Origin of the sequence: Streptomyces sp. NBC_01537, assembly GCF_045040445.1 — a bacterium.
Taxonomy (GTDB): domain Bacteria; phylum Actinomycetota; class Actinomycetes; order Streptomycetales; family Streptomycetaceae; genus Actinacidiphila.
On the sequence record NZ_CP109392.1, the window covers coordinates 8063052 to 8078739 of the forward strand.

Here is a 15688-nt window from a genome sequence, read left to right on the forward strand (position 1 = left end):
GCCAGGCCCTAGCCGGGCGCTTCCATCGTGACCGTGAAGGAGAAGCGGTCCCCGCGGTAGCGGATCCGCGCCACATCCACCACCCGCCCGGACTCGTCGTAGACGATGCCCGTGTAGTGCAGGATCGGGCTCAGCAGCGGAACCCGCAGCAGGGCCGCGGTCTCCGGCTGGGCGAGCCGGGCCTCGACGGTGTCGGTGATGCGGCTGATCCGTACGCCGACGCGGTCCCGCAGGACCTTCACCATCGGCCAGGACTCCAGGTCCGTGACGTCGATCCGGTCGGCCAGCTCGGGGAGTACGTGGTTCTCCGCCCAGTTGACCGGCTCGCCGGCCTCGTCGAAGCGCAGCCGCCGGTAGCGGACGACCTCGGCAGTGCCGGGGAAGTGCTCGGCCAGCTCGGCGGGAACGGGGACGGTCGCCGGCCCGGGGCCCAGCAGGGTCGCACGCTCGCCGGACTGCTGGGCGACGATCGCGTCGACGGAGCCGAGCAGGCGTACGGGGGCACCGCGCAGGGCGGCCGGTTCGATGAAGGTGCCATGCCGCCGGTGCCGGCTGATCAGGCCCTCGGTCTCGAGCTCCTTGAGGGCCTGGCGCATGGTCAGGACGCTGACCCCGTAGTGCCCGGCGAGGGTGTCCTCGGTGGGCAGCCGCAGGGGCGCGCTGGCGGGGCGGCCGAGTATGGAGGCGCGCAGGGACTGCGAGACCTGGTACCACAGCGGCAGTTTGCGGTTCAGGACCAGGGAGTCAGGGGCGAAAAAGCCGCTCAAGGCCACTCCATACGTCGTCGTAGCCGGGCTGCAGGTGCGCGGCGCCCATCGCGTACGCGGTCGGTACGACCGGCCAGCGCGTCTCGAACATGAACGCCAGCCCGTCGTCGATCTTCTGCGGCCGCAGTTCGGCGGCGGAGGCCGCCTCGAAGGTGGTCCGGTCGGGCCCGTGGGCCGACATCATGTTGTGCAGGGAGGCGCCGCCCGGGACGAAGCCCCCTTCGCCGGAGGCCTTCGCGTCGTAGGCGCCCTCGATGAGGCCCATGAACTCGCTCATCACGTTGCGGTGGAAGTACGGCGGCCGGAAGGTGTCCTCGCCGACCAGCCAGCGCGGGGCGAAGACGGCGAAGTCGACGTCCGGGGCGGTCAGCACGGTGAAGATCGACGGATCCGGGTGGTCGTGGCTGATCGTGCCGAGCACATTGAAGCGGCGCAGGTCGTAGACGTACGGGACGTGTGTGCCGTGCCAGGCGACGACATCGAGCGGCGAGTGGTCGTAGGTGGCCGCCCACAGGTTGCCGCCGAACTTGTTGATCACCTCGACGGGCTCGCCGTCCCGGTCCTCGTACGCGGCCACCGGGGCCAGGAAGTCCCGGGGACTGGCGAGGCCGTTGGCGCCGATGGTGCCGAGCTCGGGCAGGCGCAGGGGCGGGCCGTAGTTCTCGCAGACGTAGCCCCGGGCGGTGTCCTGGCGCAGCTCGACGCGCATGCGCATGCCGCGCGGGACGATCGCGATGTGCCCGGGCTCGACGTCGAGCAGGCCGAGCTCGGTGCGGAGCAGCAGTGCGCCCTGCTCGGGGACGATGAGCAGTTCGCCGTCGGCGCTGGAGAAGACCCGGTCGTCCATGGAGCGGTTGGCGGCGTAGCAGTGGATGCCGATTCCCTGCCTGCGCATGACGTCTCCGTTGCCGCCGATCGTCGTCAGTCCCTCGACGAAGTCGGTGGGGGAGTCCGGCAGCGGCTGGGGGCCCCAGCGCAGCCGGTTGGGATCGGGTTCGAGGTCCTGGAAAGGCGCGCTGCGCATGCGGCCGTTCCCGATGCGGCGGAATGGCGGGTGTGCGGCGGAAGGGCGGATCCGGTAGAGCCAGGTGCGGCGGTTGACGTGCCGGGGCTCGGTGAAGGCGGTGCCGCTGAGCTGCTCGGCGTACAGGCCCATGGGTGCGCGCTGCGGCGAGTTCCGGCCGGTGGGGAGGGCGCCCGGGACGGCCTCGCTGAGGTGTTCGTTGCCGAAGCCGGGGGAGTAGGGGAGTTCCTTGGGCATTGCGGGCTCCCTGGGTCGCCGGGCCGGTTCCTGCTCATTCCTATGCTTGACCATAGGAATGAGTCCGGCGGACGTCAATATGATGGGGCGGTGCCAGCCACCACCGGACTCCGCCGTGCCCCTGTCCAGCGACGCAGCGCCGAGCGCCTCGGCCGTATCCTCGACGCCGCCGCCGAACTCCTCGACGAAGCCGGATACGAGGAGCTGAGCACCCGCACCGTCGCCATTCGTGCGGGCGTTCCCATCGGCTCCGTCTACCGTTTCTTCTCCAACAAGCGGGACATGGCCGACGCCCTGGCCCTCCGCAATCTCGACGAGTACGTCCGCAGGGTCTCCGCCCGGCTCGTCGCCACCGGCGGCGCCGGCTGGCGGCCGGCCATCGCCCTGCTCGTCGACGAGTACGCCGCCATGAAGCGCACCGTCCCCGGCTTCGCCCTCGTCGACTTCGGCATCCCCGTCCCCGGCGCCCAGGGTGCCGCCAACCACCGCGTCGCCGAGCGCCTGCACGTCCTGATCGCGCGCCACCTCTCCCTCGACCCCGACGACCAGCAGCTGGCCCTGACCTTCGTGGTCGGCGTCGAGGCCGCCGACGCCCTGCTCCAGCTCGCCTTCCGTACGGACCCGGCGGGGGACCCGCTGGTCATCACCGAGACCAAGGAACTGCTGAACGCATATCTCGCCCGGATCCTGGACGCCTGACAGCATCCGTACCGGTCGGTATGGTGGGTCTCACGACGCCGAGGTCGCCGCTCCCCAGGAGAGCCGATGAGCCACACCGCCCTACGTATCTGCCCCCTGTGCGAGGCCACCTGCGGTCTCACCCTGACCATCGAGGACGGCGGCCGGGTCACCCGCACCCGCGGCGACCGCGAGGACGTCTTCAGCAAGGGCTTCATCTGCCCCAAGGGCGCCACCTTCGGCGAGCTCGACTCCGACCCCGACCGCCTCACCGGCCCCCTGGTCCGCCGCGCCGGCAAGCTCGTCGAGGCGACCTGGGCGGAGGCGTACGCGGCCGTGGCGGCCGGCCTCGGCGCGGTGATCCAGGAGCACGGCGGGGAATCGGTCGCCGTCTACCTCGGCAATCCCAACGTCCACACGGTCGCCGGCGGCCTCTACCCGCCGCTGATCATCAAGGCGCTGGGCACCCGCAACATCTACGCCGCCAGCACGCTGGACCAGATGCCCAAGCAGGTCGCCTGCGGCTACATGTTCGGCCACGCCTTCGCGATCCCCGTCCCCGACCTGGACCGCACCGACCACCTGGTCATCATCGGTGCCAACCCCCTGGTCTCCAACGGCAGCCTGGCCACCGCCGCCGACTTCCCCGGCAAGCTCAAGGCCCTGCGCAAGCGCGGCGGCCGGCTCACCGTCATCGACCCCAAGCGCACCCGCACCGCCGAACTGGCCGACCGCCACATCGCGCCCCGGCCGGGCACGGACGGGGCGCTGCTCTTCGCGATCGTGCAGGTGCTCTTCGCGGAGAACCTGGTGGACCTGGGCGGCCTGGCGGAGCACGTCACCGGCGTCGACGAGGTCCGCACCCTCGCCGCCGGCTTCAGCCCCGAAGCGGTCGCCGCCCACTGCGACGTACCCGCCGACGACATCCGCGCCCTCGCCCGGGAGATCGCCGCCGCGCCCTCCGCCGCCGTCTACGGCCGCATCGGCAGCACGACCGTCGAATTCGGCACCCTCAGCAGCTGGCTCATCGACGTCGTCAACACCCTCACCGGCAACCTGGACCGGCCGGGCGGCGTGATGTTCCCGCTGGCGCCCACCGCCCGGGCACCCCGTCCCCCCAAGCCCGGCCGGGGCTTCGTCACCGGCCGCTGGCGCAGCCGGGTCTCCGGCTACCCCGAGACCGTCTCCGAGCTGCCCACCGCCGCCCTCGCCGAGGAGATCGACACCCCGGGCGCCGGCCGGGTCCGCGCCCTGCTGACCATCGCCGGCAACCCGGTCCTGTCCGCCCCCGACGGCGAACGCCTCTCCCGCGCGCTCGAGGACATCGACTTCATGGTCAGCGTCGACCCCTACCTCAACGAGACCTCCCGGCACGCCGACGTCGTCCTCCCGCCGCCCCCGCCCTCCCAGGGCGCCCACTTCGACTTCGCCTTCGGCAACTTCTCCGTACGCGACAACGCCCGCTACTCCCCGCCCGCCGTCCCCCTTCCCGACGGCCACCCCGGCGAGCCCGAGATTCTCGCGCGGCTGGTGATGATGCTCTACGGCGCCGGACCCGACGCCGACCCGGCCATGGTCGACGAGCAGGTCATCTCCGCCACCCTCGCCAAGGAGACCGCCGACCCCGGCTCCCCGGTCGCCGGACGCGAGCCCTCCGAACTGGCCGCACTGATCACCGGCGACACCGGCTACGAGCGCCGCCTCGACCTGATGCTCCGCCTCGGCCCGTACGGCGACGCCTTCGGCGCCAACCCGGACGGCCTCACTCTCGCGAGCCTCAAGGCCGCCCCGCACGGCATCGACCTGGGCGCCCTCAAGCCCCGCATCCCCGAAGCCCTGCGCACCGCCTCCGGTAAGGTCGAGCTCGCCCCGGCCCCGGTCACGGCGGACGTCCCGCGCCTGCTGCGCTCCCTCGGCCGCACCGTCGACGGCTTCGTCCTCATCGGCCGCCGCCATCTGCGCTCCAACAACAGCTGGATGCACAACGTCCCCGCCCTCACCGGCGGCACCAACACCTGCACCCTCCAGATCCATCCCGCCGACGCCTCCCGACTCGGCCTCGCCGACTCCGCCCTCGCCCGCGTCAAGGGTGACGGCGGCGAGGTCGAAGTGCCCGTCGAGATCACCGACTCCGTCCGCCCCGGCGTCGTCTCCCTCCCGCACGGCTGGGGCCACGGCCAGTCCGGCACCCGGCTCGGTGTGGCCTCCCGCACCCCCGGCGTCAACGTCAACCAACTGCTCGACGGGACCCGGCTCGACCCCCTGTCGGGGACGGCCGTGCTGAACGGCTTCCCGGTTCAGGTCGCCGCCGCGAGGTAGGCGAAGAGGTAGGCGAAAAGGGCGCCGTGTAACCGCGAGTACGGTGAGGATGGCAGGGACATGCTCAAAGCTGTCCCGCCGTCCCCCCACCGAAGGAACCACCCATGCCCTCCCCCTCCTCGGGCCCTCGCCGACGCCTCAGAATCGGCGCCGCGCTCGTGGCCGCCCTGGCCGCCGTACTCGCGTCCTCCGGCCCGGCGCACGCCCAGCCCAGCACCTGGTCCAGTGCCTTCAACAACCTGACCGCGCAGACCCGCACCGACTGGATGGGCCAGGTGCCCGCCGCGACCAGCCTGGGCGCGATGTCGCTGCCCGGCACCCATGACACTCTTGCCATCCACGGCGGCAGCCTGCTGCCCGCGTCCTACGAGACGCAGGAGAACCAGGGCGACAGCGCGGCCACCCTCACCACCCAGCTCAGCGCCGGAATCCGCGCCATCGACATCCGGGTGCGCGTCAGCAGCGGCGCCTTCGTGATCCACCACACGAACATCTACCAGAACGCCAACTTCGACGACGTACTCACCAAGGCGCAGAGCTTCCTCACCGCCCACCCCACCGAGACCATCGCGATGGACCTGCACAGCGAGTGCGACGCCAACTCCTCCGAGGGCGGCAGCGGCAGCTCCTCCATCGGCCACTGCGCCGACGACCCGGCGACCACCACCCAGGCCGACCGCATCGCCATCTTCAAGACCTACCTCGCCAAATACCCCGGCCTCTTCTACGCCCCCACCGTCACCGGCACGACCGCCGCCGCCATGCCCACCCTCGGCCAGGCCCGCGGCCACATCGTCCTCACCGACTTCACCGGCCCCTTCGGGGGCATCTACGCCGGCTACGGCCTCACCCAGATGACCACCGGCAACTGGTCCCAGTACGTCGAGAACGACTACTCCCAGTGCGACCTCGCCACCAAGTGGAGCGAGATCCAGGCCAACCTCGTCAACGCCAGCAACGACACCTCCGGCGCCCTCTACACCTCCTACCTCTCCGCCAACTGCTCCCCCTTCGGTGCCAACCCCGCCGACATGGCCGGCGGCTACTCCGGCGGCACCGGCGAGAACCAGCGCCTCCTGGACTACCTCAACGCCGGCAACGCCCCGCGCACCGGCATCGTCAAGATGGACTTCCCCGGCTACGCCGTCGTCACCGCCGTCATCAACCGCAACCCCGGCGTCACCTTCACCGGCGTCATAAAATCCGGCATCGCCGGCAAGTGCCTCGACGCGAACGGCAACGGCAACACCAACGGCACCGTCGTCGACCTCTACACCTGCAACGGCACCGCCGCCCAGATCTGGACCCCCGAACCCGACGGCACCCTGCGCATCAACGGCCTCTGCCTGGACGTCGCCGGCGCCGCCACCGCCAAGGGCACCAAAGTCCAGCTCTGGACCTGCAACGGCGGCGCCAACCAGCGCTGGACCGCCGTGGAGTCCGGCGCCCTCATCGGCGCCCAGTCAGGGCTCTGCCTCGACGACCCGAACTCCACCACGACCGATCTCACCCAGTTGCAGATCTGGACCTGCAACAACACGGCCGCCCAGGTCTGGCCCCTGCCCTGACCGGAAAACTACCGGTGCTAGTTTGGGGCTCACGGACCCGCACCCCACCCGCCCCTCCGGGAGGACGACGTGAAGCCCCACAACGGCATGTACATCGACCGCGCCTGGCGCCCCGCCACCACGCCCGACCACATCGAGGTCGTCAACCCGGCCGACGAGCAGCTGATCGGCACGGTCCCCGCCGGCACGCGCGACGACGTGGACGCCGCCGTGCGTGCGGCCCGGGCCGCGTTCCCCCAGTGGGCCGCGACCGCGCCCGCCGAGCGCGCCGCCCGGATCACCGACCTGCGCGACGCGCTCGCCGCCCGCCGGGACGAGATCGCGCAGACGGTCACGGCGGAACTCGGCGCGCCGCTGCCGTTCAGCCAGGCCGTGCACGCCGACCTGCCGATCGCCGTGGCGGGCTCGTACGCCGACCTGCTCGGCACCTACGCCTTCGAGGAGAAGGTAGGCAACTCGACCGTCTACCAGGAGCCCGTGGGCGTCGTCGGGGCGATCACGCCCTGGAACTACCCGCTGCACCAGATCGTGGCCAAGGTCGCCCCGGCCCTCGCCGCAGGCTGCACGGTCGTCCTCAAGCCCGCCGAGGACACCCCGCTGGTGGCCCAGCTCTTCGCCGAGGCCGTCCATGAGGCGGGCTTCCCGCCCGGAGTGTTCAACCTCGTGACCGGCCTCGGGCCGGTCGCGGGGCAGGCACTGGTGGAGCACCCGGGGATCGACATGCTGTCGTTCACCGGGTCGACGGCCGTGGGAAGGCTCATCGCGGCGACCGTGGGCGCGGCTGTCAAGCGGGTGGCGCTGGAGCTGGGCGGGAAGTCGGCCAACGTCATCCTGCCGAGCGCGGATCTGGGCCGCGCCGTCAACGTCGGGGTCGCCAACGTCATGTCCAACTCCGGCCAGACGTGCAGCGCGTGGACCCGGATGCTCGTCCACGAGGACCAGTACGAGGAGGCCGTGGCCCTCGCCGCGGCCGCCGCCGCGAAGTACGTACCCGGCGAGCGGATCGGACCGCTGGTCAGCGCGAAGCAGCGGGACCGCGTACGCGGCTACATCGAGCGGGGGGTGAAGGAGGGCGCCCGTATCGTCGCGGGCGGCGCGCAAGCACCCCTGGACAAGGGCTACTACGTCAGCCCGACCGTCTTCGCGGACGTCACGCCCCACATGACGATCGCCCAGGAGGAGATCTTCGGCCCGGTGCTGTCGATCCTCCCCTACGAGGACGAGGCCGACGCCCTCCGCATCGCCAACGGCACGGTGTACGGGCTGGCGGGGGCGGTCTGGGCCGGCGACACCGACGAGGCCGTGGCCTTCGCCCGGCGCATGGACACCGGCCAGGTGGACATCAACGGGGGCCGCTTCAACCCGCTGGCGCCCTTCGGCGGCTACAAGCAGTCCGGGATCGGGCGGGAACTCGGTGCGCACGGCCTGGCCGAGTACCTTCACACCAAATCGCTCCAGTTCTGAGTCCGAGAGGGATCCCGACGTGACCCGCGCGGGGGGCGCGGCGGGCCGCGCTGTGTGAGCCGGCCGATCGTGCTGACCTGTTCTGACCTGTCCTGACCTGTTCCGGCCAATGAGAGGGATCCCGACGTGACCCGCGCCGCCGTACTGTCCGCCGTCAACGCCCCGCTCGTCGTCACCGACATCGACCTCCCCGACCCCGGCCCCGGACAGGTCAAGGTCCGCCTCGCCGCGGCCGGTGTCTGCCACTCCGACCTCTCCCTCGCCACCGGCACCCTCCGCCAGCCCGTCCCCGCCGTCCTCGGCCACGAAGGCGCCGGCACGGTGGTCGCCGTGGGCGACGCGGTCACGGGCGTCGCCGTCGGCGACCGCGTCGTCCTCAACTGGGCGCCCTCCTGCGGCGACTGTCACTTCTGCGGCCTCGCCGAGCCCTGGCTCTGCGCGAACGCGGGCGCCGCCGCCCTCGCCCCCTACGCCCGGCTCGCCTCCGACGGCACCGAGCTCTACCCCGGCCTCGGCACCGCCGTCTTCGCCGAAGAAACCGTCGTCTCCGCCGCCGCCGTCCTCCCCCTCCCGGAAGGCGTCCCCCTCGCCGAGGCCGCCCTCCTCGGCTGCGCCGTCCTCACCGGCTACGGCGCCGTTCACCACGCGGCAGCCGTGCGGCCCGGTGAGTCCGTGGCCGTCTTCGGCGTGGGCGGCGTCGGCCTGTCGGTCCTGCAGTCCGCGCGGATCGCCGGCGCGGGCACGGTCGTCGCGGTCGACGTCTCCCCGGCGAAGGAGGAGCTCGCCCGTGCGGCCGGGGCGACCGATTTCGTCGTAGCGTCCTCGGACACCGCGAAGCAGATCCGCAAGCTGACCGGTGGCCACGGTACCGACGTGGCCATCGAGTGCGTCGGCCGTGCCGACACCATCCGCACGGCCTGGTCCGCCACCCGGCGCGGCGGCCGCACGACCGTCGTCGGCATCGGCGGCAAGGACGACCAGGTCGCCTTCTCCGCCCTGGAGATCTTCTACTTCGGCCGCACGCTCTCCGGCTGCGTCTACGGCAACTCCGACCCCGCGAAGGACCTGCCGGTCCTGGCCGAGCATGTGCGTGCCGGGCGCTTGGACCTGTCGGTCATGGTCACCGACCGGATCGGGCTCGACGGGATCCCCAGCGCGTTCGACGCGATGCGGGCGGGGCGCGGCGGCCGGGCGTTGGTTGTGTTCTAGCCCGTTGCGCACCGCCCGCGCCCGGGCTCTGCCCGGACCCGCCGGGGGCTTGCCCCCGGACCCCCTGAACGCCCTTCGGGCGTGTCCTCAAGCGCCGGACGGGCTGGGTTGGCCGGTGTGCGCCTGCTGTTGTCGTGGGGTCGGGGCCGCCTGCCGGGACTGCGTCCTCAGCGCTCGCGACTTGGGTCGACCCGATTCGTGCCCGGGATCCTCGCTCGTCGCTTCCGGGCGCATCCCTCCACCGTCCCCTTCGGCCCGTACGCGACCACCAGCCGGTGGGGGTACGGGGCCTTCAGCCCGGACGGGCTGACTCTCCGTCCGGCCGGGAGGGGACACGCCGGGGTTCTCCCGCAGGCGACGAGCGAGGATCCCGGGCACGGACATGAAGGCGCCAGAGTCGCGAGCGCCGAGGAGAGAGGCCCCGGTGGTGGCACCGACCCCAGGCCAACCCAGCCCGTCCGGCGTTTGAGGACGGAACCGGAACCCCTGGCAACGGCACCGCAACGGCACCGGGTGCAGGCGGCACCGTCCGCGCGGCCCGTCCGGCGCTTGAGGACGGACCGCCAGCCATGGCAAACGGCACCGAAACCGCCGGGTCAGCCCGCGGCCAGCGCCCCGTACTGCAGAGCCAGCCCGTCCACCAGCGCCCTCAGCCCCGTCTCGAACGCGCCCTCGTCGACCTGCGGCTGCGCGGCGGCGAGGAGGTGGGCCTGCCCAAGGTGCGGGTAGTCCGCCGGGTCGTAGGCGGCCGCGTCGTCGACGAACCCCCGGGCGAAGGACCCGAGAGCCGAGCCGGCGACGAAATACCGCATGAGGGCGCCGATGCGGGTGGCGTGGGCGGGGGGCCAGCCCGCGCCGACCATGCCGCCGAAGACCGCGTCGGCCATGCGGAGCCCGGCGGGGCGGCGGCCGGGGCCCTGGGCGAGGAAGGGGACGATGTTGGGGTGGGCGGCGAGGGCGGCGCGGTAGGAGCGGGCCCAGGCGAGCAGCGCGGCAGGCCAATCCACACCCGCGCCGTCGGAGAACATCGAGAGGTCGACCTCCGCCACGACGGAGTCCGCAGCGGCGTCGAGGATGTCGTCCATGGTGCGGAAGTGGTTGTAGAGGGAGGGACCGCTGACCCCCAGCCGCGCCGCGAGCCGGCGCGTGGAGACCGCCTGGAGCCCGTCCGCGTCGATCAGCGCGAGGGCTGCCGAGACGATGCGCTCGCGGCTGAGGAGGGGCTTGCGGGGGCGGGCCATGCGGCACATAGTAGAGGCTGCGCGCCAAAAACTAGCACTGCTAATTTAGCGAAGGACGTGACCGGGCCGATGGATCTCGAACTGTCCGAGGAGCAGACCGCGGTCCGCCGCCTCGCCGCCGAGTTCGCCGACCGCGAGGTCGCCCCGAACGCCGCCGCCTGGGACCGGGCCGAAAGCGTGGACCGGGGCATCGTGAAGAAACTGGGAGCGCTCGGCTTCCTCGGGCTGACCGTTCCGGAGGAATACGGCGGGTCGGCCGGTGACCACCTCGCGTACTGCCTGGTGACCGAGGAGCTCGGCCGGGGCGACTCCTCCGTGCGCGGAATCGTGTCCGTGTCGCTCGGGCTGGTGGCGAAGTCGATCGCGGCGTGGGGGAGCGAGGAGCAGAAGCGCGAGTGGCTGCCCCGGCTCTGCTCCGGCGAGGCCGTCGGCAGCTTCGCGCTCACCGAGCCGGGGACGGGGTCGGACGCCGGGAATCTGACGACGCGGGCGGTCCGGGACGGGGGTGACTACGTCATCAGCGGCACGAAGATGTTCATCACCAACGGCACCTGGGCGGATGTCGTGCTCCTGTTCGCGCGCACGGACCCCGGCACCCCTGGCCACAAGGGCGTCAGCGCGTTCCTGGTCCCCGCCGACAGCCCGGGCCTGACCCGCCGCGCCGTCCACGGCAAGCTGGGCCTGCGCGGGCAGGCCACGGCCGAGCTGGTGCTGGACGGCGTGCGCGTGCCGGATTCCGCGATGATCGCGCCGGAGGGCAAGGGCTTCTCGGTCGCCATGTCGGCGCTGGCGAAGGGCCGGATGTCGGTGGCGGCCGGTTGCGTCGGCATTGCGCAGGCCGCGTTGGACGCGGCGGTGCGGTACGCGGGCGAGCGGGAGCAGTTCGGGAAGCCGATCGCGGGGCACCAGCTGGTGCAGGAGCTGATAGCGGACATCGCGGTGGACGTGGCCGCGGCGAGGCTGCTGACCTGGCGGGTGGCCGATCTGATCGACCGCGGGCTGCCGTTCGCGACGGAGTCGTCGGTGGCGAAGCTGTACGCGAGCGAGGCGGCGGTGCGCAGCGCGAACAACGCGCTGCAGGTGTTCGGCGGCTATGGATATGTCGATGAATACCCGGTCGGGAAGCTGGTGCGGGACGCCCGCGTCATGACGCTGTACGAGGGCACCAGCCAGATCCAGAAGCTGCTGATCGGCCGGTCCCTGACCGGGGTCTCCGCGTTCTGACCGACCGACGGGTACTAAGCGCTTGCTCAGTCTCGTTGTAAGGTATCCGCCATGAACGCGGATGCCGAGCAGGCCGGGACCGAAACAGAGGCCGGGACATGGACCGGCATCACCCCTGACGCCGCGCGGCGGCTGGTGATGGCCGCTGTCGAGGCGTTCGCGGAGCGCGGCTATCACGCGACCACGACCCGGGACATCGCGGGCCGGGCCGGGATGAGCCCGGCCGCGCTCTACATCCACTACAAGACCAAGGAAGAGCTGCTCTACCAGATCAGCGGCGTCGGTCACCGGCTTTCCCTCGGTCTGCTCCAGGACGCCGCGAACGGCGGCGGCAGCCCGGCCGAGCGGCTGGCCGGGGCGGTGCGGGCCTTCGTGATCTGGCATGCCGAGCACCACACCACCGGCCGGGTGGTGCAGTACGAGCTGGGTGCGCTGAGCGCCGAGCACTACACGGAGATCGTCGGGCTGCGCAGGCGGAGTGAGGCGGCCATCCGGTCGGTCATCCAGGACGGGGTGAAGGCCGGGGACTTCGATGTGCCGGACGTGTCGGGCACGACGCTCGCCGTGCTGTCGCTGTGCATCGACGTGGCTCGCTGGTTCAACCCGGGTGGCCGGCGTACGCCCGACGAGATCGGCGCGCTGTACGCCGATCTCGTCCTGCGCATGGTCGGTTCCCGGTGACGACGGCCCGTCCGTCGGACGTGGTTCGGTCAGACGTAGTAGCGCGCGACGGTCTCCGCCACGCACACCGGCTTGTCGCCGCCCTCGCGCTCGATCGTGACGACCGTGACGATCTGCGCTCCGCCCGGGACCTCGGTGACCTCGGCGAGACGCGAGGACGCCCGCAGTCGCGAGCCGACCGGGACGGGGGAGGGGAAGCGGACCTTGTTGACGCCGTAGTTGACGCCCATCTTCACGCCCTCGACCTTGAGCAGGGTGAAGGTGAACTGGGGGATGAGCGACAGCGTCAGGTAGCCGTGCGCGATGGTCGTGCCGAAGGGCCCGGTCGCGGCCTTCTCCGGGTCCACGTGGATCCACTGGTGGTCCCCGGTCGCCTCGGCGAACAGGTCGATCCGCTTCTGGTCGACCTCCAGCCAGTCCGACGTGCCGAGTTCCTCGCCGACCGCGGCCCGCAGCTCGTCCAGCGAAGCGAAGGTCCTGCCCTGCGTCATGTGTGCCTCCGAGGCGTGTCCCAGGTGTCTAAGCGCTTGCTCAGCATAGTCGCCCGGCAAAGCGCCTCGTAAAGTACGGAGGATGTCCGCCATTCCGATCGAACACCGGCAGCTGACCGTCGGCATGCTCAGCGAGCGCAGCGGCGCGGCCGTCTCCGCCCTGCACTTCTACGAGTCCAAGGGCCTGATCAGCAGCACCCGCACCGCGGGCAACCAGCGCCGCTACAGCCGTGACGCCCTGCGCCGCGTCGCCTTCATCCGCGCTGCCCAGCGGGTCGGCATGCCGCTGGCCATCATCCGCGAGGCCCTCGACGGACTTCCCGACGGCCGCACGCCGACCCCCGAGGACTGGGCCGGGCTCTCCGCGCGGTGGCGCGCGGAACTCGACGCCCGGATCGCGCAGCTCAGCCAGCTGCGCGACAACCTCGACGACTGCATCGGCTGCGGCTGCCTGTCGCTCCAGCGCTGCGCCCTGGCCAACCCCGGCGACCGCCTGGGCGAACAGGGCCCGGGCGCCCGCCGCTTCCTCACCAACGACTGCTCACCACGCTGACGGTCTGCGGCCGGCCCACGGGCTCGCCGCCTCCAGCTGCGCGGAGAGCGAGATGAGGGTCGCCTCGTCGCCGTAGCGGCCGCCGAACATCACGCCGACCGGCAGGCCGGCGTCCGTCCAGTGCAGCGGTACGTTGACGGCCGGCTGCCCGGTGGCGTTGAAGATCGGCGTGTACGGGGTGAAGGCGGCCAGCGCCGCGAACTCGGCGGCCGGGTCGGCGTCGTTGCGCAGCCCGCCGATGAGAGCCGGGGGCTGGGCCAGGGTCGGGGTCAGGACCACGTCGTACGTGGAGTGGAGCGCGGCGGCGATCAGTTCGCCCAGCGCGCGGAACGCGTACAGCGCCTCGGCGAAGGCCGGACCGGAGACCTTGGCGCCCTCCGCCCGCAGATACCGGGTGAGCGGGATCAGCAGCTCCTCCTGGTCCGGGCCGACCGGGTACGACGTGGACATCACGGCCCAGACCCGGGTGAACGCGTCGCGCAGGCTCTCGTCCACCGGCAGCTCGATCTCGTCGACCTCGTGGCCGAGCCCGCGCAGCAGCTCCACCGCCCCGTCGTACGCCGCCCGGCAGTCCGGGTGCAGCTCCACCCCCGGCACCGGCGGCTGCGGCAGCCCGACCACGCGCAGCGTGCCGGGCTCCCGGCCCGCGTACGAGGCGAAGGTCTCGCCCGGCGGGAGGGAGGGCGCGGCGTAGGGCGCGCCGGGCACCGTGCCGGCCAGGACGTCCAGGAGCGCGGCGGCGTCCGCGACGGTGCGGGCCAGCGGGCCGCCGGTGCTCAGGCCGGTGATGTCGTGGGTGACGGGCCCCTGCGGCACCCGGCCCCGGCTCGGCTTGATCCCGAACAGCCCGCACACGGACGCCGGGATCCGGATCGACCCGCCCCCGTCGCTCGCGTGCGCCACCGGCGACAGGCCGGACGCCACGGCCGCCGCCGCCCCGCCGCTGGAGCCGCCCGCCGACCGGTCGAGGTCCCAGGGGGTGCGGGCCGGGGGCGCCACGCTGTTCTCGGTGTAGCAGGGCAGCCCGAACTCCGGGGTGTTGGTCTTGCCCAGCATGACGGTGCCCGCCTCGCGCAGCAGCGTCACGACATGGTCGTCCGTGTCCGGCACGTGGTCGGCGTAGACCGCCGAGCCGAGCGTCGTGCGGACCCCCGCCGTGAAGTACAGGTCCTTCACCGGCACCGGTACCCCATGCAGCGGCGAAAGCTCCGCCTCCCGCCCGTCCCGCCGCGCCGCCAGCGCCTCGGCCTCGGCCTCCGCCGCCTGCTTCCGCGCGATCTCCGGCGTCACGGTCACGAACGCCCCGACCGTCTCGTTCAGCCGCTCGATGCGCCCCAGGTAATGCTCCGTCAGCTCGATCGGCGAGACGGTCCCCTTCCGGACCGCCTCCGCCTGCTCCACTGCCGTCAGATCGTGCAACTGAGCCATCGCACCTACCGCCCGTCCGCGCGTACGTCTTGCCGGTCGCCCGGCATCCTCGCACTACTGAACGGTAACGGCCAGCGTTGACTTCATCTTCAGCACCGCATCGCGTACCGGTCCTGGACCCGCGCCTCCAGGAGCGCCTGCGGTGTGAGTACGGGCTCGGGCACGACGATGCCGCAGCCCGCGCAGACCGGCCCGGCGGCCGGCAGATGGGCGAGGCCGGCGCGCCAGTGGATGCGGGAGTCCGCGCACACGGGGCACACTGTGCCGGGGTCGGAGCGGATCGCGGTGATGATGCGGGCCAGGACGTCCGCGAGCCGGTCGGAGGGGTGGACGGAGGGGTCGTCGCACCAGGCGACGCCGTTGCCGCCCCAGGTGAGGCGGTGCCAGTCGTCGAGGGCGCCCGGCTGGCGGACGCCGTAGAACTTCTCACGCTTGCGGCGGGCGGCGAACTCCGCTTCGTACGCGAACCAGACATCTCGCGCTTCTTCGAGTTCCTCAAGGGCCGCGACCAGCCGGGCGGGATCCGGCTCGCGGTCCTGGGGGCCGAAGCCGGCCCGGGAGGCCAGGTGGTCCCAGGTGGCCCGGTGGCCGTAAGGGGCGAATCGTTCGAGGCATCGGCGCAGGTAGGTGCGCCGTTGGGTGGGGGTGCGCCGTGGGTCGCGCACCTGTCTCGCGAGACTTCGGAATTTGGCCATCGCATGCCACCTCCGTCATCGGTTTCGCAACGCTATGGAATGGACGTAACGAACCGCGATACGGATCCATCCCCGCCCCGAACTCATCGAGCGGCTGTGAGCTTCATCA

14 protein-coding genes are annotated in these 15688 nt (G+C 72.1%); 8 read left to right on the forward strand and 6 right to left on the reverse strand.

Features of this window, described 5'->3' with window-relative positions:
* Window positions 1-8: 8 nt before the first annotated feature.
* Both OG607_RS37060 and hmgA read right to left on the reverse strand, forming a co-directional pair.
* Window positions 9-767 carry a GntR family transcriptional regulator gene (locus tag OG607_RS37060; protein WP_405733138.1) on the reverse strand — a complete coding sequence of 253 codons (759 nt, stop codon included), beginning with the start codon at window positions 765-767 and terminating at the stop codon, window positions 9-11.
* On the reverse strand, window positions 745-2028 hold the full coding sequence (gene hmgA / locus OG607_RS37065; RefSeq protein WP_405733141.1) for a homogentisate 1,2-dioxygenase: 1284 nt from the start codon (window positions 2026-2028) through the stop codon (window positions 745-747). The genes OG607_RS37060 and hmgA overlap by 23 nt, the downstream gene beginning before the upstream one ends.
* A 42-nt stretch (window positions 2029-2070) precedes the next feature.
* Here hmgA and OG607_RS37070 point away from each other — a divergent pair, with 42 nt between their 5' ends.
* The 5 genes from OG607_RS37070 (at window position 2071) to OG607_RS37090 (ending at window position 9266) form a co-directional block, all read left to right on the forward strand.
* The gene (locus OG607_RS37070; RefSeq protein WP_405733144.1) at window positions 2071-2727 is read left to right on the forward strand and encodes a TetR/AcrR family transcriptional regulator; all 657 of its coding nucleotides are present in this window, start codon (window positions 2071-2073) and stop codon (window positions 2725-2727) included.
* Window positions 2728-2793: 66 nt separating this feature from the next.
* Window positions 2794-5025 carry a molybdopterin oxidoreductase family protein gene (locus OG607_RS37075; RefSeq protein ID WP_405733147.1) on the forward strand — a complete coding sequence of 744 codons (2232 nt, stop codon included), beginning with the start codon at window positions 2794-2796 and terminating at the stop codon, window positions 5023-5025.
* Window positions 5026-5129: 104 nt separating this feature from the next.
* Window positions 5130-6593: a phosphatidylinositol-specific phospholipase C domain-containing protein gene (locus OG607_RS37080; RefSeq protein WP_405733149.1), complete on the forward strand. Its 1464-nt coding sequence runs from the start codon at window positions 5130-5132 to the stop codon at window positions 6591-6593.
* A gap of 69 nt (window positions 6594-6662) precedes the next feature.
* Complete coding sequence (locus OG607_RS37085; protein ID WP_405733152.1) at window positions 6663-8057, forward strand: aldehyde dehydrogenase family protein; 1395 nt, start codon at window positions 6663-6665, stop codon at window positions 8055-8057.
* A 126-nt stretch (window positions 8058-8183) separates the two neighbouring features.
* The gene (locus OG607_RS37090) at window positions 8184-9266 is read left to right on the forward strand and encodes a Zn-dependent alcohol dehydrogenase (protein WP_405733155.1); all 1083 of its coding nucleotides are present in this window, start codon (window positions 8184-8186) and stop codon (window positions 9264-9266) included.
* 596 nt (window positions 9267-9862) lie between these two features.
* Here OG607_RS37090 and OG607_RS37095 read toward each other — a convergent pair.
* Window positions 9863-10507: a TetR/AcrR family transcriptional regulator gene (locus tag OG607_RS37095; protein ID WP_405733158.1), complete on the reverse strand. Its 645-nt coding sequence runs from the start codon at window positions 10505-10507 to the stop codon at window positions 9863-9865.
* A gap of 69 nt (window positions 10508-10576) precedes the next feature.
* On the opposite strand from OG607_RS37095, the gene OG607_RS37100 reads away from it, so the two are divergent.
* Both OG607_RS37100 and OG607_RS37105 read left to right on the forward strand, forming a co-directional pair.
* A complete protein-coding gene (locus OG607_RS37100) occupies window positions 10577-11731 on the forward strand; it encodes an acyl-CoA dehydrogenase family protein (protein WP_405733161.1) in 1155 nt (384 codons plus the stop codon).
* Window positions 11732-11782: 51 nt separating this feature from the next.
* A complete protein-coding gene (locus OG607_RS37105; RefSeq protein ID WP_405733164.1) occupies window positions 11783-12412 on the forward strand; it encodes a TetR/AcrR family transcriptional regulator in 630 nt (209 codons plus the stop codon).
* Between the two features lie 29 nt (window positions 12413-12441).
* Here the strand turns inward: OG607_RS37105 and OG607_RS37110 are convergent, their stop codons facing one another.
* On the reverse strand, window positions 12442-12903 hold the full coding sequence (locus tag OG607_RS37110; RefSeq protein ID WP_405733167.1) for a MaoC family dehydratase: 462 nt from the start codon (window positions 12901-12903) through the stop codon (window positions 12442-12444).
* Between the two features lie 82 nt (window positions 12904-12985).
* Between OG607_RS37110 and soxR the strand changes: the two genes are divergently transcribed.
* A complete protein-coding gene (soxR, locus tag OG607_RS37115; protein ID WP_405733170.1) occupies window positions 12986-13456 on the forward strand; it encodes a redox-sensitive transcriptional activator SoxR in 471 nt (156 codons plus the stop codon).
* Here soxR and OG607_RS37120 read toward each other — a convergent pair.
* Window positions 13445-14884, reverse strand: a complete 1440-nt coding sequence (locus tag OG607_RS37120) for an amidase (RefSeq protein ID WP_405733173.1) — start codon at window positions 14882-14884, stop codon at window positions 13445-13447. The two genes, soxR and OG607_RS37120, sit on opposite strands and share 12 nt — an antisense overlap.
* Window positions 14885-14973: 89 nt before the next feature.
* Window positions 14974-15579: a hypothetical protein gene (locus tag OG607_RS37125; RefSeq protein WP_405733176.1), complete on the reverse strand. Its 606-nt coding sequence runs from the start codon at window positions 15577-15579 to the stop codon at window positions 14974-14976.
* Window positions 15580-15688: the final 109 nt, after the last annotated feature.

Coding starts and splice junctions, on each gene's coding strand:
- hmgA (WP_405733141.1), bottom strand. CDS start 2,028: ATGCCCAAGGAACTCCCCTACTCCCCCGGCTTCGGCAACGAACACCTC.
- OG607_RS37070 (WP_405733144.1), top strand. CDS start 2,071: ATGCTTGACCATAGGAATGAGTCCGGCGGACGTCAATATGATGGGGCG.
- OG607_RS37075 (WP_405733147.1), top strand. CDS start 2,794: ATGAGCCACACCGCCCTACGTATCTGCCCCCTGTGCGAGGCCACCTGC.
- OG607_RS37080 (WP_405733149.1), top strand. CDS start 5,130: ATGCCCTCCCCCTCCTCGGGCCCTCGCCGACGCCTCAGAATCGGCGCC.
- OG607_RS37095 (WP_405733158.1), bottom strand. CDS start 10,507: ATGGCCCGCCCCCGCAAGCCCCTCCTCAGCCGCGAGCGCATCGTCTCG.
- OG607_RS37100 (WP_405733161.1), top strand. CDS start 10,577: ATGGATCTCGAACTGTCCGAGGAGCAGACCGCGGTCCGCCGCCTCGCC.
- OG607_RS37105 (WP_405733164.1), top strand. CDS start 11,783: ATGAACGCGGATGCCGAGCAGGCCGGGACCGAAACAGAGGCCGGGACA.
- OG607_RS37110 (WP_405733167.1), bottom strand. CDS start 12,903: ATGACGCAGGGCAGGACCTTCGCTTCGCTGGACGAGCTGCGGGCCGCG.
- soxR (WP_405733170.1), top strand. CDS start 12,986: ATGTCCGCCATTCCGATCGAACACCGGCAGCTGACCGTCGGCATGCTC.
- OG607_RS37120 (WP_405733173.1), bottom strand. CDS start 14,884: ATGGCTCAGTTGCACGATCTGACGGCAGTGGAGCAGGCGGAGGCGGTC.
- OG607_RS37125 (WP_405733176.1), bottom strand. CDS start 15,579: ATGGCCAAATTCCGAAGTCTCGCGAGACAGGTGCGCGACCCACGGCGC.